Genomic DNA, 17,700 nt, shown 5'->3' with positions numbered 1-17,700 from the left:
CAACACTTTCAGAAATTCTCTTGGTTTGTTTGATCGGTAATTGCAATTATTATAAAAAAGGGACACTTTGCGTCCCTTTTTTATAATAATTGCAACACCATACGGATCTTGCCGTTGATTGGAGTAGGCGATCGCCATTCTAAAACTAGCTTTTCCAACTCCTCGATCGCCTTAGTATCCTTTAAGAGCGAACCTTGGCGATCGGTCGCTATACTGCTGATGCGATCGCCTGAGATCTCAAGATTGAAAGTGATTGTTCCTGTTGCTGATATGGTGATTTGCTGAGTCTGGATATAACTTACCAAGGAGGAGGTTATATCACTGGGTAATTCCGACTGAATCTGCAAAACCTTGATACTAGTTACAACCACCTTATTCTCATAATCCGCAGAGGCTGTCGTCGCAGGGCTGCTCAACTTTGCGGGTGGTGCAGAAGGCGCTTGCTTAGCAGCCTCAGCTGTAATTGGTGCAGGTTGAGACAAGGTATCTATGTTAGGAGGTTCTAAACGCCTTGCTGGTTCCGATGGACTAGCTTCTGTTTTACCTACAATAGAACCAAGATTATCTTCCATACGCTGACGGTTACTAGACTTGGAAATATTAGATGAAACAATAGGTTCAGGGGCGATCGCCACTTTTTCGGATCGCTCCAGATTATGGCGATCGCGGTTGATTGCTTGAGGCGATTGAGGACGGCTAGATGCAGCAGCATTAGGGCTTGCAGCAGACTGAGAAGGATTGAGGTCAGGTTTGAGCGGACTTGCCGCTTGGTCTTGAGAAGTAGCGGCAGGAGGTGCTGATGGAGTTATCGATACTTTCTCAGGATCGGCAGCAGGGGTAGAAGCAATTTGATAGCTAGGTTGTTCGCCAAAGGGTGATGAAACAAGGCGAATTGTACCAATACTGACACCAGCGATCGCGATCGCCCCTGCAACAATTTTGAGCCAATTAGGATGGAGACGACGAACTTCTAGTACTAAGTTGGGCAAAATCACAAACTCATTGCTACAGAGTTCTAGACTTTCGTACAGGTCAAACAGCTGTATGGTCGATAGTTGCAACTTTGGCAGTTTAGGAACAGCGATCGCATGATCGAGAGTTTCAAAATCATCTTGAGCTAACCAGCGATCGCAGTAGGTGGTTACGCCTTCGATCAAATTGGTGATTTGCTGCTGGTTGCCTTTAATTACTTTTTTGCTATGCGCTAATTGCAAACGAAACCGCAAGTTTTGAGCAACGATTTGAGATTGCCAATCCGATAGAGGCGATCGCTCTGTCCACACCTCTAGTAAACAGGTCGGCAATTCATAGCGGCGGCTCAGAGTATTTGATTCCGAATCGGAGTAACGCATGAGGCTTATATTCGGTGAGTTTGGCTCTTGCCTTGACTTTTTAGAGAATATTTTTTTAAGGGTATTCTCTAAAACCTGCTATTTCTACTTTGATTATATAGGCGATCGCATTTGCTTGATAGTACTTTGTACTCAAACTCCAAAGAGTAATGGCGACGAGAAGAGCCGCCATTACTCTTTGGACTATAACAGCGATAAAACTAATTGGACGCGCTTTGCGCGTCCAATAGTTTTTATTTGCGCGATGATCGCTTCCAGAGTCGATAGCCAATAAATGCGGCGATCGCCAACAAAACACCAAAAACTACAACTTTGGTAATGACATCAATGTAATCTTCGACTAACTTGTAATTTTTGCCTAAAAAATAACCCGCATAGGTTAACAAAGTGACCCAGACAATCGTCCCAATCGTAGAATAGAGAAAGAACGGAACCACAGGCATTTTGCTAATACCTGCGGGGATGGAAATCAAAGTACGAATACCAGGAACTAAACGACCGAATAAAACCGCCTTTGTCCCATGTTTTTGAAACCAATTCACTGATTTCTCAATATCTTCTCCAGAAATACCGATCCATTTACCATAGCGACCTGCCAACACTTGCAAGCGCTGCTGCCCTAATATTAGCCCCGCATAGTACCAAGGGATCGCGCCCAAAATCGTACCAATTACCCCTGCGGCGATCGCAGGAATGACCTGAATTTGCGTATTCGGAAAAGTTGCGGTATAGCCTGCTAATGGCATAATCAACTCTGAAGGAATCGGGGGAAACAGATTTTCTAAAAACATCAGTAAGCCAATCCCCAGATATCCTAGGGAATTCATCGTATTAGTAATCCATTCCTGCATTGTATTTGCCAATTTTAAAGTTGCTTATGGTTCTACGATTTAATCATGAACCCATCTTTTTGTGAGCAATTTTGCCCAACCATAAAAAACAGGACTAGGTAAAACTACGCGATCTTTATTTCCCAAACAAACTTTTAGAGCTGTGTCTGTAACCAGTCAAAACCCAAGGATTAGCGCCGCGAAGCGCCGCACCGCTAATCCTTGGGTTTTAACGTCGGTTTTTAGACTGGGAAGAGAGTAGTTATAGCAAAGCAAGTTTTGCTTAGGACATAAAACCCAAGAATCGCATGGCGGCGCTTAGCGCCGCCATGCGATTCTTGGGTTTTGGTTTGTACTAGCTAACTCTTTTTTTGCTATATACGGGTCAGTAGTTGAATCCTATCTAAAATCGTAGCGAAAATAGCGATCGAGTTCATCAATAAACGTTATGTTAGTACTGTATTTCGCTAATTGTATTTGTAAGCGTATCTGTTAAGCGCACATGATTACGATGCAATTACGTAAAGTTCATTTCAAGTAATTGTGGCTAGTCGTCCATGAAAAAGTCTGTTGTTTATCGCACTTTGCAAGTTGCTTCGGCAGTCGCAGTCTTATCGATGCTCTCTATATGGTCATCGGCAAAACATTTGGATGTTGTTTCTAATATTCTGACGGAGATAGATTCTTTACTGGTAATTCTGGCGATCGCCGTGGCTCTCCCCTACTTTTGTTTTAAAGTTTTGGGTAAGCTCTATACACCACCAAAATTCCGAAATACTGATCAATCATCACTTTCTAGCAATTCCGAATCTAATCAAGATGAATTTGAAGCGATGCTTAGGCAAGATGCTGAAGTCATGCAGTACCGTGGACATCGATACAAACCAGACGAATTGCAGGTTAACAGTGACAAAAAAGATGTTAGTGAATTTCAGCCTGTAATCAAATATCGCGGCGTAAGTATTGGGAATAGTGTCGATGAATCTTCCCAAGATTTACCAGATTCTTTCTCAGCTTCAAGGGACTCCCAAAAGTCAGCCAAGCCCAAAGAACGCATCAAATATCGTGGAGCTTATGTGGATTAAAAGTAAAGGCGGCGCTTAGCGCCGCCTTTACTTTTTGGCTATGAGTTAAAATTTTTACAGACCAAATTTTTCTTTGTATTTTTCTCCATAACAGACATAATTTCATGGTTTTATTGCCGACTTTGCTCACAGAATCATCCAGCCCATCTCTTGACTTGCCAAGCGAATCGAAAGGAACTGCACAAAAATTTGCAGCGCTGCGATCGCAACTTGCTAAACATAAATTAGATTCCTATTTTGTCCCTTCCGCCGATGAGCATCTTAATGAGTACTTACCTGAAGCCAAGCAACGCCGTCAATGGATTAGTGGCTTTACTGGCTCCGCAGGTGATTTTTTAATTAGCACTGATCGCGCTTGGGTATTTGTGGATTCGCGCTATTACGAGCAAGCGGATATGCAAGTGGATGAGAACCTGCAAAAAGTCTGCAAAGTTGGATTAGAAGATCATCAAACTGTGGAAGAAGTTCTCGAAGAACTTGGGCAGAAAGCCTCAGCACAGCTACAAACCTTGCGGTTAGGTATCGATCCCTTCACGATAACCGTCGCTCAATATCGCCGCTTTTATGCACAATTAAGCGCTAGTGGCGTAGAGATTGTGCCTGTACTGGAGAATCTTGTCGATGCCGTGCGATCGCAAAGTCCTTGGGCTGAAAGCGAACCCATACCAACCTTTGGTGATCAACCTGTAATTTATCTCCCTGAATCGATTACTGGCGAGAGTGTAGCTAAGAAATTAAAGCGCGTCCGTAAAGCGATGGGTAAAAAGAAAGCCGCGATTTTGCCTGTAACTAAGCTCGATCAGATTGCATGGCTCTACAATCTGCGTGGTCGCGATGTGGAATGCAATCCTGTCTTTATTAGCTATGCGATCGTTACGAAAACTGATGCATATCTCTTCACCAATACATCACGCATTGATGAAACTGTGCGCCAAGCTCTAGCTGGACAAGTACAAATTTTGGATTATGAGCAGTATATTCCCACCTTGCGATCGCTAGTGGCTGAGCATAAAAATGTGCTAGTGGCGATCTCTCAAACCACCTATGGGACTTATCTACAACTCAAAGCCGTCAAGGCGAAAACCATCGATGCTGAACATCCTGTGGAGACTTTCAAGGCGCACAAAAATGCTGTAGAAATCGCGCAAATGCAGCAAGCCAACCTCAAAGCTAGCCTTGCTAAGACTCTTACTCTCAAATGGATAGAAGAGCAAATTGATGCTGGTAATAGCATCAGCGAACGCGATGTTGCCAATAAAATCGAAGGTTTATACAAGCAACAGGAAGGCTTCTACGATCTCAGTTTCCCGACGATCGCAGGTACTGGCGCGAATGGCTCAATCGTCCATTACAGCAATCCCAATCCTGCTTGCAAGCTTCTTAATGGTGAATTACTACTGTTAGATTCTGGTTCACAGTTTTATGGTGGTACTACCGACGATACGCGATCGCTTAGCATTGGCACGCCGACAGAAGAACAACGCGATCGCTATACCGAGGTTCTCAAATCCCATATCAATTGTGCGATGCAGAAATTCCCTAAAGGCACGACTGGTAGTCAAATCGATGGGATTGCGCGTTCTTCGATGTGGCAAAGTGGGCTAGATTTTGGGCATGGCACTGGGCATGGTGTGGGCGTATTTCTGAATGTCCATGAGGGACCAAATGGCATTAGCAAGCGTGTCAATCAATCTCTCGATCTTGGTACGATCAACAGCATCGAACCAGGGTATTACAAACCAAAATGGGGTGGTATTCGGTTGGAGAATCTCTATTTTGTGAAAGAAGTTAAAAAACAGGAGTCAGAGATTTCTCAAGATTCAGATCCCAATGCGATACCTTGGTACGAGTTTGAATCTTTGACCTATATTCCCTTTGACAAAAAGTTAATTGATCGCCACAAGCTCAATCCTCAACAAGTAGCATGGCTGGAAAGTTACTATTCTGCTGTGGTGGAGAAGTTATCACCGATGCTTTCTGAAGCAGAAACAGCATGGCTAAAACAAGCTTGTAGCTTTTGATAAACAGCAAAAAGAGCGCAAAGCGCTCTTTTTGCTGTTATGGATTGTTTTGATGAGTCGTTTATAATGCGATCAATACCTAAATTTATCTAGCAATCTAACCTCATGTCTCAAGATCTGCTTACCGAAATTAGCAATGCTTTTGAACCGTTTGATCCACCTCCACAGGGTGCTTATGTGGACTGTGGGGCTGTACGGGGTGATTGGAGTATTTTGACAGAGCTAGGTCGAAAGATTGTTCGCAGTAAAACTACAACTTGTCAGCTTTATACGGGTCATACTGGGGCGGGAAAATCTACAGAGCTTTTGCGGCTTGAGAAACATCTAACCGAACAGAAATATTTTGTGGTCAATTTTGGGGCTGATGACGAAGATATTGATATTGCAGATACAGAATATGCCGACATTTTGATGGCTTGCACAAAGCACTTGGTTAAGAAGGTTAAGTTTGAAGATCAGAATCCATTAAAGGGTATTTCAAATTGGTTAAAGGCAAGAGCAGAAAGTTTGTCCGATCTGTTGTTAACTGAATTGAGCTTTGATGGGTTGACGCTAGAACAACAGGTTTCAGAAATCACTAAAATTACAGCGACAATTAAGGCTCAGCCTGATAACCGCAAAAAAATTCGAGATAAAATTAATGCTAATGCTCCATCGTTATTGCAAGTCTTGAATGATTTTATTGATGCTGGCAAAAAATCTTTAGTCAAACAGGGTTATAAAGATTTGGTGTTGATCGTGGATAACCTCGATCGCATTATCGAGAGCCAAAAATCGGCAAATGAACTAAGCAATTACGATGAGATTTTTATTAAGCGTCACGATCAGATGCGGGGTTTACATTGCCATGTGATATACACTGTTCCGATCTCAATGGTTTATTCAGAGCGTTGCACACAGTTACAAAACAATTTCAATGAGACTGATGTGTTACCGATGATCATGCTTCAGAATGAAAAGGGTGAGAAAATTGAAGAAGGGCTTAATAAGTTTCGGGAAATCATTGCTAAACGGATTGCACCCATTACGGTCAATGGTCAGGATATCGGCTTAACTTTATCGAAGGCAGTGGAAACCCAAGTTTTTGAATCGCAGGAGGTATTTGAGCGACTGTGTTTGATGAGTGGTGGACATATTCGGCTATTTATCAAGATGATTCAAAAGGCTTTGGATCATACCGACGAGTTACCAATTTCTAGAAAAGCAGTAAATCGAGCGATCGAAGATGCGAAGGAAGATTATCTCTATGCGATTTTCGATCATCAATGGAAGCTTTTAAGTGATGTTAATGCAACTAATCAGATTCCTAATGTTGAAAATGACAAAGAATATCCGCGTTTGTTAGAAAACCGTTGTGTGTTGGAATATCGATATCGTGATCAGGATGACAAGCTTAAGCGTTGGTATGCTGTGCATCCACTGGTTAAGGAACTTGATAAATTTAGGGGCTAAAGTTTATGTCAGGTATAATCCAACGAGTTGATGAAAGTGTTGAAAGTACTCCTGAAGACGAGTACAAATCGCTATTGCGCTCTTTGCGTCGTCGGAAGGGTTTTGGATTAGTCTTTGTGAGATGTTCTCCTGTCGGTGGTTTGGAACTGATCCAGAAAGTACAAGATGATTTGCCTCAAAAACAAATTGGAGTTTTAGCACTGGATCAGCCAATTGATAATTTAATTGAGCGGGTAAAGGATATTCCAAATCAAGCACAACTAAATATTTTATTTGTCGTTGGATTAGAAAAGTCTCTCGTTAATTACATTCAAACTGGCTATGGTGGAGAGGGAGATTATTATAATCTTGATACGATTCCGCCAATTCTCAGCCATCTCAACTGGCAACGCGAAAATTTTCGTGATCGATTTCGTCATATCTGCTTTGTCTTCCTATTACCTCAATTTGCCATTAAATACATCATCCGCCGCGCTCCTGATTTTTATGACTGGGCATCTAGTAAAACTGATATTTCCTTAAGTCAAGAATTGGTTGCACAGGAATCACAACGTATTGAAATGGATGGGGATGAAAAAACATATTCAAATTGGAGTATTGAAAAGCGCATAGAGAGAATGATTGAAATTGATGAATTAATCATTGAGCCAAATCAAACTCAAAGTCATCAAGCATCTCTTCTACTTGAAAAAGGGAATATCTTCCTTGTAGATAAGAAAGATAAAGAAGCTATCATTTGTTATGATAGAGCATTAGAAATTAATCTTAATTTCCACAAAGCGTGGAACAATCGAGGCGTTGCATTAGGTAACTTAGGTAGATCAGAAGAATCAATCAAATCTTATGACAAGGCTTTAGAAATCAATCCTGAAGACTACAAAGCATGGTTTAATCGAGGTATTGAGCTAAATAATTTAGGAAGATATGAAGAGGCGATCACCTCTTTTAACAGAGCCTTAGCAATTAAACCTGAGTACCACCAAGCATGGTATAAGTTGGGAAATAACCTGCTAAGTTTGGGTAAGTATGATGAAGCAAGTCATTACTGGAAAGTTGCCACCTGTATTGAGAACTTAAAACTAAAGCCTAATGAGTACCAAACATGGTACAACCGAGGAAATGCTCTATTTAATTTAGGAAGATACGAAGAAGCGATCAATGCCTATGACCAAGCATTGAAAATCAAACCTGACTACCACCAAGCATGTTACATGCGAGGCTTTGTGCTAAGTAATTTAGGAAGACACGAAGAAGCGATCGCCGCCTATGACCAAGCTTTGCAAATCAAACCTGACTACCACGAAGCATGGTACAGCCGAGGCTTTGTGCTAAATAATTTAGGGAGATACGAAGAAGCGATCTCTGCCTATGACCAAGCTTTGCAAATCAAACCTGACTACCACGAAGCATGGAACAACCGAGGCTTTGTGCTAAATAATTTAGGGAGATACGAAGAAGCGATCTCTGCCTATGACCAAGCTTTGCAAATCAAACCTGACTACCACGAAGCATGGAACAACCGAGGCTTTGTGCTAAATAATTTAGGGAGATACGAAGAAGCGATCTCTGCCTATGACCAAGCTTTGCAAATCAAACCTGACTACCACGAAGCATGGAACAACCGAGGCTTTGCGCTAAGTAATTTAGGAAGATACGAAGAAGCGATCGCCGCCTTTGACCAAGCTTTGCAAATCAAACCTAACTACCACGAAGCATGGAACAACCGAGGCATTGTGTTAGGTAATTTAGGAAGACACGAAGAAGCGATCTCTGCCTATGACCAAGCCTTGCAAATCAAACCTAACTACCACGAAGCATGGTACAACAAAGCCAGTGCTTATTCTCTCCAAAATCAGATCGAACTTGCCTTAGAGAACCTCCAAAAAGCAATTCAACCCAATCCTGAGAATTATCGCCAAATGGCAAAGACTGACTCAGATTTTGACAACATCCGCCACGATCCACGCTTTCAAGCCTTGATACAATAGGAGAAAACCACATGATTACAACTACAGAAATTCTCCAAACTATTCCCAAACTCTCTCAAGAAGACTGCTTCCAAATAGCAGAAATACTTTTACAAAGACTACTAACCCAAACAAAACTTACCCGCACCCAAATCAACCAACAACTAAAAATCGCCGCTTTACTTGCCGTTGACGACTACACCAACGATCTAGAGATCCATCAATTCATATCATTGGAAAATTAAAGTTATGGTTCAACTTCTCCGAATTTCTGAAGAAACAAGCCTTGAAAGACTAGAACAAGACTTTCTCTTACAACGCAACGACGATCGCAATTTCTTTTTAGAATGGCAACAGGATTTACCAAATCTGACAGAAAGCGATCGCGAAGACTTGCAACGAATTACCGAACTTTATGACCGCATTAATCGGCGATCGGTTGTTTCAGAAAACATCATCAAAATGGCGATATTGTCTCCATTGCTTGATCTTTCAGGTTTTTATAGCTCTCAATTTGCGATCGCTGATGAAGAATCCATCGAAATAACCACCGATGACGGTGAAACCATCTATCGAGGACGCATTGATATTCTTGTAATTCAACAAAGTCTGTGGGTACTAGTCATCGAGTCCAAAAGTAGCAGCTTTTCCTTACATAAAGCATTACCCCAAGCCCTAGCCTATATGCTAGCCAGCCCTAACTCAACCAAAACTACTTTCGGGTTAATCACTAATGGCGGCGAATATCGCTTTTTAAAACTAAATCATCCCAATTCACCTACCGAACCACCACAATACGCTCCATCTTCCCTATTTTCTATTTCACCCCCAGACAATCATCTTCCGAGTGTATTACAAATTTTGCGCTGCATTGCCAAAATAATTGCACCTTGACCAGCAAATAGAAAAAGCATCGGATTTTGATAACATCCACGGCGATCGCCACTTTCAAGCCTTGATACAACAAAATATCAGGACATCACTAACCAAATTATAGACTCAAGATATGGATACAAGTTGTTCCAATTGAATCTGTGATTGCCAGTGAAGAATATCTTGAAAGAGCGCACTATAACCATCAGTATTTGGATGCAAACCATCCTCGCATAAACGCTCATTAATCCAATCTTGTCCGCGCTCTTGCCACAGATCGAATACATCTAAATAGGGAATATCGCGCACTTGACAAGCTGATTTCGTTACTTCCTTATAGTAAAACTGATCCTCATGATTGAAATGCATACAATCTAAAAAAGGCATTTTCGACTCATCGACAGGAACCATCCCCACAAACATCACTGGGCAAAGACTCTGGGCTTTGTCTAGTAAGTTGACAATCTCCAAGGTAAAGCGATCGCTATCCGTCATATTTCTCCCTAGGCGCTTGCCTACTCGTGGAGAATCATTTACGCTAACCGATAGAATCATCAAATCGGGGCGTTTATTCCGAAGTTCTCCCCGCAGTAAAAATTCTTGCTCTAAGCGCTGATTAACCTGTGCGGTCGTATCGCCCCTTACGCCTAGGTTATAGAGGACATGACTGGGTTCCGTAGCCATCCATTGCCGCCGTAGTTGCTCGACCCAACCGCCATTAACAGGATCACCGTAACCATAGATTAAGCTATCCCCAAATGCTGTGACTCTTAAGGGTTGATGGTAATGAGAAAAGAGGTTAGGTGTTCTCAGAAGGTTTAAGGTTGTCATCAGGCAATGATTTTCGGCTAAATGTTGGATGAATGTCTTTACAAATCTACATCTAGATTACCCTAACTAAGTACTTTTACTTAATAAGTCCTAAGGTTTATTAAATACCCCAAGAACTCAAGTTCTTGGCTAAAAGCTAAAGTCCACTGAAGTGGACTACAGAATACTACTAATTAACCCGTTTCAACTGGTTTGAGCTTTTAGCCTGCACTTGAGTGCAAGGCTGCTGTGTAAGTCCTATAGCAAAGCAAGTTTTGCTTAGGACATAAAACCCAAGAATAGAGTGGCGGCGCTTCGCGCCGCCACTCTATTCTTGGGTTTTGGTTTGTAATAGCTAACTCTTTAAACCTCAATAAATGAAGGTGGCGCTTTGCGCCGCCTTCATTTATTGCTAATTGTGGCGATTACTTCACCCCCCAATTAATACCAATTCTCGAAAGAGTGGCAACACTTTTGTGAATTAAAAACCAAACCCAGTAAGGGTTTTAAAAGAACAAAATGGTGTAGCAATTTTGTGATTTGGTATAACAGGCGCTGACTATTTAGGTTTTACATTACATTGAGATAGTGGTTCTGCGCGATCGCAGATGATAATTTTTTTGAGTAACTTACGTAGTTCCAGCGCTTCTTGATAATCAGGCTGTTCTTTCAGTACTTTCTCAACTGCAAAAAGTGACTCACTATAACGCTTAGCACGGTATAGGGTTGCAGCTAAAGCATATTGAGTATCAATTCTGGCAATACCACCCCATAATATATTGGCTTTTAGAGAGCGTGTATAGGCGTTGATAGCTTCCGCATCTTTATTTTGATTGTAAAAAATCACCCCGCGATTGTGCCAGACTTCCGAAAATCCTCCCGATAGTTCTATGGCCTTTTCATATGCTTGTAGTGCTTCTTCATTACGGTTTATTTTCTTCAGCACATTCCCTTTTTTATACCAAGAGGTGTAGTCGTCAGGTTCAATAGCAGTTACCTGCTCATAGGCTAATATTGCCTCTGGATAACGCTCTAAAGCTGTGAGTGCATCGCCTTTTCCATACCAAGCGTTAGTGTATTTTGGATTTTGAGCGATCAAGTTCTCAAAAGCGATTAATGCTTTTTGGTTTTCACTTTGATCAAGCAGTCGAATGCCGTCAATGAAAGCCTCATAGAAATTTTCACTGTCTTTGTCTTCAAAGAACTTGATCTGAGGATTTTCTCGGCGAATTTTTTGACCACGTTCAAAAGATAGAATCGTATCTTTATAGCTTCCTAATCTTGATTTGGCATCAGCTTCGCCATAGTAAATTACATAATCTTGAAGACTGATTAGGTCTTTCGATGTGATGTAAGGAGTATTAGGCGAGAGTAAAATAGCGCGACGGTAGGCAGCGCGTGCTTCCTCATAGCGTTCTAATCGGAACAATGCTAGTCCTTTAAAAAACCAGACAAAGCTAAAGCTAGGCTTAATTTTTATGGATTGATCCAAAGACTCAAGAGCCTCTTCGTAGCGTTCGAGATCAACTAATGCTGTGCCGCGATTAAACCACCAGAGAGAGTAGTCTTCTACTTTTGCTCGTGGCTCGACTCGATCAACAAAAATCGCTCCTGGACTAATTTCTAATGCTTTGTCATAGGATGCGATCGCCTGCTCATATTTTTTGAGCCCAGCCAATGCTAAACCATTATTGTTCCATAGTTCTGGGTCTTTGAGACCTCGTTCATCTTGCAGTGCTATTTCAAAGCATTTGAGAGCTTCTTGAAAGCGGTTTTGCTTCAGAAAAATATTGCCAAGCAGTTTGTAATTACCAGGATGATTTGGAGTGGAGCCAATATCACAAGCTGGCTTTTGACTTTGACTATAGGCTGAGCGATCGGTGGATACCAAAAAAAAATCTATTTTACAAGCTGATAAAATCAAGCAATAAGTGAATAAACGAAGTCGTAAAGAGTGAGAAGTCATAATTTTTGATGGAAAGGCTTAGTTTCGTAGAGATTTTATCGAGCAACGCGGGGTGCTGGTGGTAATGGTGAAGTTGCTCTTTGTACAGGAGGGTTATAGGGTTCTGGAGGAGGGTTATAGGGTTCTGAGGGAGAGGTATATATTTCTGGAGGTGGATTATAGGGTTCTGAAGTTGGACTTCGTGGAGTCTCTACATTTGGTGGAGGGGTTGCAACGGATTGAGAGGATGGTAACGCAGGGCTAGATAGCTTTTGCTTCGCTTCTTCTAAAATTGCTTTGCCCCGTAACTGCCAATAGGAAGTCGGTGAAATTCCTTTAACGGTATTGATCATGGCTTGCCATTGTTGTCCATCTTTTGTTGGTTTATCTACTTTTTGGGCTAAGTTGTTGTCTTTCTTAAGATTTTGCTCCCATTGAGCTAAGAGTTGATCAGCTTTGGCTCTCATGCGACTATCTAAAGGTATGGACTGTAAAATCATCTTTGATTCCGTCAAATCACCGCTAGTTTCATATTTATTTTTGGCTAAAGTAATTAATTTGTCTATGTCATCATCAGACTTTCTTTCCTCATCAATACGGGCGATCGCTTGATCCATTGATTGATTTGCAGAATTGGCAAATTCTAGATTTCTACTGCCATTATTAGCATCTTTAGACTGTATATAAAAGTAAGATCCAACTACAACACTAACCGTAACTCCGCCACCTAAAAGCATAGTAAGGAGGACTCGTGTTAAGTCTTTGATGGTTGATTTAGATTGATTTTTAGCAGCCTTTGCTTTTCGATAAATTTGGGAATTGAAGTAATTTACCTTAAGTTTTTTGGTTTTATGGCTATTATTTATTCCTGAAATCGATGTTTCTAGAGGATTTGGCTCTGTAGCTAAGGGAGTTGGTAATAAGGATTGGTTGGACGACAAGTTTGAAAGAAGAGACGATGGTAATAAGAGAGTTCCACGATAATCAGCTAGAGAGGTGATCGTGGATTCAGAAGGGTTAATAACAGGTTGTAGGGATTGCAGCATTTGTCCTGCGTTACTGTAGCGAAAGGCAGGCTCAGCCGAGAGAGCTGTATTGAGAATTTGCTTAAACTGCTCACCGACCGTGCAAAGTTCTTGCCAATTCCATGTATTGTTTGATGTTTTTAGTGCTTCAGGGGGAAAGCCTGTAAGCAACACGATAATTACTACACCGATCGCATAAATATCAGCTGTGGGGTTTGCTTGTTGCGTTTGCAAAACTTCTGGGGCTAGATAAATTGGTTGGTTTGTCCCGTTGGCAGCTAGTAGAATAATCTCCATACGGTCGTAGTCATAGGCAACTGTATCTAGAGAAATTGAGCCATGTGCTTGTTTGCGATCGTGCAATGTGATTAGGTGAGGAAGTATTTGCCGCAAGATATCTTGTGCTTCCGCTTCAGAAAGTCCATGCCCAGAGACAGGAGCAAGTAATGTGCGATAAGTTGAATATTGCGTTTGCATAACTTCATCAACTCCAATGTTTAGCCCTGTTGGGATATAAGCTCAAAAGTCTTGAAATCTTCTTGCAATACATGTTTCAGAAGTTTTGTATTAAAAAACATTAAAATGTAGTCTAGGCAAGCTTTTTAGCAATTTCGCCCATTATATCGCAACGAGTCTAGTAATCATGTAAAGCTATCGTCAAATGTCAACCATATAAGTGATAGGTTAGCGGCGCAAAGCGCCCTAACCTATCACTTTGGGAGATTGCAAAAATTGTTAGCAAAAAAATATAGATGGCTATAATTGATAGATCTAGTGAGGACTATTGGCGATCGCCTTATCAGCATTAGCAATTGTTGCTCAAAGTGCAAAAACTTTGAAACAATTTGCTTAGAAGTAATCTGTAGTCATCTGAAGTAGATTCTAGCAAATAGGTCAAGAACTCAAGTTCTTAGCTTAATTGCTAAAATACTAGTCAATCTAAGAGCGTATTTGAGAAGTTTTTACACGCCTCTAACTGCCTTTTACAAAGCAGGAGAATTTGATTCTCGCCTTTGCAAGGCTACCACCCAAGTCATGAAACCAAGTCAAACAAGCACTAGCCTTGCTTCGTACTCGCTATTAATTTCATCTAACTAATTGGTCAAGCTTTCGAGAATCCAGATATTCTTCTATTTGCTGATCCCATATTTGATCATGGTAATCTATCAGCCATGTTGCTAGGTTAACTAATTCATTATATAGATAGCTTTTTTATTACTGTTTCAATTTTTTGAATACTCATAGTTTTTTGTCAATAAGCTATAACTACTATGTCAAAACTAGAATTTCAGTAATATATTAACTTACCTGAACTTACAGCTTTCCAAAATATCTCTAAATCATTAATCATGTTCAAGGCTCATGACTGAATTTTTTCGGACATAGTATCCCAAATAAATCGTGAGGAGCTAAAGCTTATAATAAGGGGCTTAAGCCCTTTGTCTTTCTTGCAGATGATTTAGGAGTGCTATATTTATCGATTGTCTGGACAACTTAATTATTTGAATTAACACTTAGAGTTCTACGAGTTCAGAGAAATGCTAAAGGAAACTCATTCTATGACTTGAATCCTAGCTTTACAGAAATTGATACTTCTATCGTCCCGACGGGGAAATTTATTCTACTGATGAATCTATCAATCTAGATTTGAATAAAACTCTAAACTTAAATCTCGAATTTCTAAAAAAGAATCGTAAAGTTGCTTTGGATGTTGTCCTTGATCAACTTCGGAAAAAATTTCCAAACACAACTTGGACTGCAAATATTAGATAAAAAGTTATCAATGATTTGAGTGATAAAGATGCAAATGGTTATTACAGTGAATATTGCCAAATAGCCATTTGGTACTTGAAATACAAGTTATAGCGATCGCCTAAAAGCTATAATCAACCGCAAGTCTATAAATTTTTGTAAATATGTCGTCTCCAACCCCTGACGTACCAGCGAGCGAGTCTCGCGAAGCCCGTACCCGCCAAATGCTCGGAATGAAAGGTGCGGACATTAAAGAAGCTTCGATCTGGAAGATCCGCTTGCAATTGATGAAACCGATTACATGGATACCCCTAATGTGGGGCGTACTCTGCGGCGCAGCCTCCTCTGGTGACTTTACATGGTCAATTGAAAACGTATTGCGATCGCTACTTTGTATGCTCATGTCAGGTCCCCTACTGACAGGCTATACCCAGACGATCAATGATTATTACGATCGCGAAATTGACGCAATTAACGAGCCATACCGTCCGATTCCATCAGGAGCAATTCCCCTCAATCAAGTCATTGCTCAGATTTGGATTTTGTTGCTCGGTGGTATTGGGGTAGCGGCGATCCTCGATATCACCGCAGGTCATGCCGACTTTATCATGACCAAGTTAGCCCTTGGTGGTTCATTGGTTGCCTACATTTACTCAGCACCACCTTTAAAACTTAAACAGAATGGCTGGCTGGGTAACTATGCTCTCGGAGCTAGCTATATTGCTTTGCCTTGGTGGGCAGGTCATGCACTCTACGGACATCTCAACTGGACAGTAGTAGTTGTCACTTTGATTTACAGCTTTGCAGGTTTAGGGATTGCCGTAGTTAACGACTTCAAGAGTGTAGAAGGCGATCGCGAATTGGGATTAAAATCTTTGCCCGTGATGTTTGGAGTGCAGAAGGCAGCTTTACTCTCAGCAACGGCGATCGATGTCTTCCAAATTGGCATTGCTGTTTATTTAGTTACCGTTGGCGAACAATTATTAGCAAGTTTGATCGTGCTATTAGTGATTCCGCAAATTACATTCCAAGATATGTACTTCCTGCGTGATCCCCTCAAGAATGATGTGAAATATCAGGCTAGCGCTCAACCATTTCTGGTAATTGGCATGTTAGTCGCAGGGATTGCGATGGGACATGCTGGTATCTAAAGCATAAAGGGACGCTTCGCGTCCCTTTATGCTTGAAGGAAAATAGCCCCTACAGGGTGATTTAGTGATGCTGAATGTTGCTTATCATCTGTATGCAAAGAGAACCGATACATCAGAGAAAATTTGCCAATATTCATGATTAACCATAAAGTCCGAAGACAGCAATTGTCGAACAACCGATTAGATAAATCATTGAGCAAGGGCTTAGTCGCTGTGATCGGTACTTTGCTAGTTTCTTGCTCGGCGAATGCTCCTCAAGGTGGCGGATTTGGCGCTGTTCCTGTACCGATCGCCCCCGTAGAATCAGGCATAGTTACAGATAGCTCTGATTATGTGGCAAATTTGCAATCACGCCAATCGGTAACGTTACAGCCGCGAGTTGATGGCTATGTGCAGGAAATTTTTGTTAAGGCAGGCGATCGCGTGGAAGCAGGTGCGCCAATTTTACGGATTGACCCCGCTAGGCAGCAAGCCGTTGTTCAGCGATCGGTAGCTGCCGTAGCAACATCTCAAGCAGATTTTGAAAGTGCAAGGGCAACACTGGCTCAATTACGCGCCCGTAAAGAATCAATTTTATCCAGTGTCGATTTTAATCAAAAGGAATTTGATCGCTTTTCTAAATTGACCCAAGAAGGTGCGACAGCCAAACAAAAACTTGACGAAGTTGCAAATAGTCTAAGAAATGCAAGGGCGGAACTAGGTCAGATTGACGCTCAGATTAATGCTCAACAAGCGAGTATTAACAGTGCCGCTACTAGAATCGAAGAAACTCGTGCTGGTGCTATACAAGAAGAAGTGCAACTAGATTTTTATACCGTGACTGCCCCCTTTGCGGGGATTGTTGGCGATATTCCCATCAAGGTTGGTGACAATGTGAACAGCACCACACAATTGACAACGGTTACCCAAAATCAAGTTTTAGAAGTACAGATTTCGGTTCCCCTTGAAAATGCACCACGTCTGAAGATGGGGCAATCAGTGGAGCTTTTGGATGCTCAGGATAAGCCTCTAGTCAAAGGGAATGTGGCTTTTATTTCACCAAGTATCAATCCTCAAACCCAATCAGTTTTAGTAAAAGCTAATTTTAATAATGGAACTAATCAACTCAAAGCTAATCAGTTTGTGAGGGCGCGATTAATTTGGGCTTCGCGTTCTGGCGTGTTAGTGCCAACCTCCGCTATTTCTCGTCTTGGTGGTCAAGACTTTATCTTTGTAGCAGAAAATAGTTCTGCTAATGGTAAAACGCAATTGGTCGCTAACCAAAAACCGATCAAACTAGGAAAAATCACTGGCAATAAGCAAGAGGTATTAGAAGGCTTAAAGCCTAACGACAAGATTGTGGTTTCAGGCATTCTCCAACTACAAAATGGAGCGCCGATCGCACCATTACCTGATGCTCCTAAGCAATAAAAAAAGCCTCGCAAAGCGAGGCTTTTT

General features: G+C 41.4%; 13 protein-coding genes. 8 read left to right on the top strand and 5 right to left on the bottom strand.

Going from position 1 to position 17,700, the window contains the following annotated elements; all coding sequences use genetic code 11:
• Positions 1–80: 80 nt before the first annotated feature.
• Together H6G05_RS09995 and H6G05_RS09990 are read right to left on the bottom strand one after the other, a co-directional pair.
• Complete coding sequence (locus H6G05_RS09995) at positions 81–1,352, bottom strand: after-VIT domain-containing protein (protein ID WP_190578033.1); 1,272 nt, start codon at positions 1,350–1,352, stop codon at positions 81–83.
• 233 nt (positions 1,353–1,585) lie between these two features.
• Positions 1,586–2,215 (bottom strand): DedA family protein, encoded by a 630-nt coding sequence (locus H6G05_RS09990; RefSeq protein WP_242025384.1) that lies wholly within the window; start codon positions 2,213–2,215, stop codon positions 1,586–1,588.
• Positions 2,216–2,739: 524 nt separating this feature from the next.
• On the opposite strand from H6G05_RS09990, the gene H6G05_RS09985 reads away from it, so the two are divergent.
• From H6G05_RS09985 to H6G05_RS09960, 6 genes are all read left to right on the top strand, one after another.
• Positions 2,740–3,267 carry a hypothetical protein gene (locus H6G05_RS09985; protein ID WP_190578032.1) on the top strand — a complete coding sequence of 176 codons (528 nt, stop codon included), beginning with the start codon at positions 2,740–2,742 and terminating at the stop codon, positions 3,265–3,267.
• Positions 3,268–3,371: 104 nt separating this feature from the next.
• Complete coding sequence (locus H6G05_RS09980; RefSeq protein WP_190578031.1) at positions 3,372–5,288, top strand: aminopeptidase P family N-terminal domain-containing protein; 1,917 nt, start codon at positions 3,372–3,374, stop codon at positions 5,286–5,288.
• Between the two features lie 105 nt (positions 5,289–5,393).
• The gene (locus H6G05_RS09975) at positions 5,394–6,740 is read left to right on the top strand and encodes an AAA family ATPase (RefSeq protein ID WP_190578030.1); all 1,347 of its coding nucleotides are present in this window, start codon (positions 5,394–5,396) and stop codon (positions 6,738–6,740) included.
• A gap of 5 nt (positions 6,741–6,745) precedes the next feature.
• The gene (locus H6G05_RS09970) at positions 6,746–8,728 is read left to right on the top strand and encodes a tetratricopeptide repeat protein (protein ID WP_190578029.1); all 1,983 of its coding nucleotides are present in this window, start codon (positions 6,746–6,748) and stop codon (positions 8,726–8,728) included.
• A gap of 11 nt (positions 8,729–8,739) precedes the next feature.
• A complete protein-coding gene (locus H6G05_RS09965; protein ID WP_190578028.1) occupies positions 8,740–8,952 on the top strand; it encodes a hypothetical protein in 213 nt (70 codons plus the stop codon).
• A 4-nt stretch (positions 8,953–8,956) separates the two neighbouring features.
• The gene (locus tag H6G05_RS09960) at positions 8,957–9,601 is read left to right on the top strand and encodes a type I restriction endonuclease (protein WP_190578027.1); all 645 of its coding nucleotides are present in this window, start codon (positions 8,957–8,959) and stop codon (positions 9,599–9,601) included.
• 105 nt (positions 9,602–9,706) lie between these two features.
• On the opposite strand, the gene H6G05_RS09955 is transcribed toward H6G05_RS09960, so the two are convergent.
• The 3 genes from H6G05_RS09955 to H6G05_RS09945 form a co-directional block, all read right to left on the bottom strand.
• Positions 9,707–10,411: a GDSL-type esterase/lipase family protein gene (locus H6G05_RS09955; RefSeq protein ID WP_190578026.1), complete on the bottom strand. Its 705-nt coding sequence runs from the start codon at positions 10,409–10,411 to the stop codon at positions 9,707–9,709.
• Between the two features lie 538 nt (positions 10,412–10,949).
• Positions 10,950–12,356: a tetratricopeptide repeat protein gene (locus H6G05_RS09950; RefSeq protein ID WP_190578025.1), complete on the bottom strand. Its 1,407-nt coding sequence runs from the start codon at positions 12,354–12,356 to the stop codon at positions 10,950–10,952.
• Positions 12,357–12,391: 35 nt separating this feature from the next.
• Positions 12,392–13,837: a protein kinase domain-containing protein gene (locus tag H6G05_RS09945; RefSeq protein ID WP_190578024.1), complete on the bottom strand. Its 1,446-nt coding sequence runs from the start codon at positions 13,835–13,837 to the stop codon at positions 12,392–12,394.
• Positions 13,838–15,276: 1,439 nt separating this feature from the next.
• Between H6G05_RS09945 and chlG the strand changes: the two genes are divergently transcribed.
• Positions 15,277–16,263: a chlorophyll synthase ChlG gene (chlG, locus tag H6G05_RS09940; protein ID WP_190578023.1), complete on the top strand. Its 987-nt coding sequence runs from the start codon at positions 15,277–15,279 to the stop codon at positions 16,261–16,263.
• Between the two features lie 135 nt (positions 16,264–16,398).
• Entirely contained in the window at positions 16,399–17,673 is a 1,275-nt protein-coding gene (locus H6G05_RS09935) for an efflux RND transporter periplasmic adaptor subunit (RefSeq protein WP_242025382.1), read from the top strand.
• The last annotated feature ends 27 nt before the right edge of the window (positions 17,674–17,700 follow it).

It is taken from the genome of Phormidium tenue FACHB-1050, assembly GCF_014696925.1.
Taxonomy (GTDB): Bacteria; Cyanobacteriota; Cyanobacteriia; order Pseudanabaenales; family Pseudanabaenaceae; genus Pseudanabaena.
This window is presented reverse-complemented; position numbering and strand designations above follow the sequence as displayed.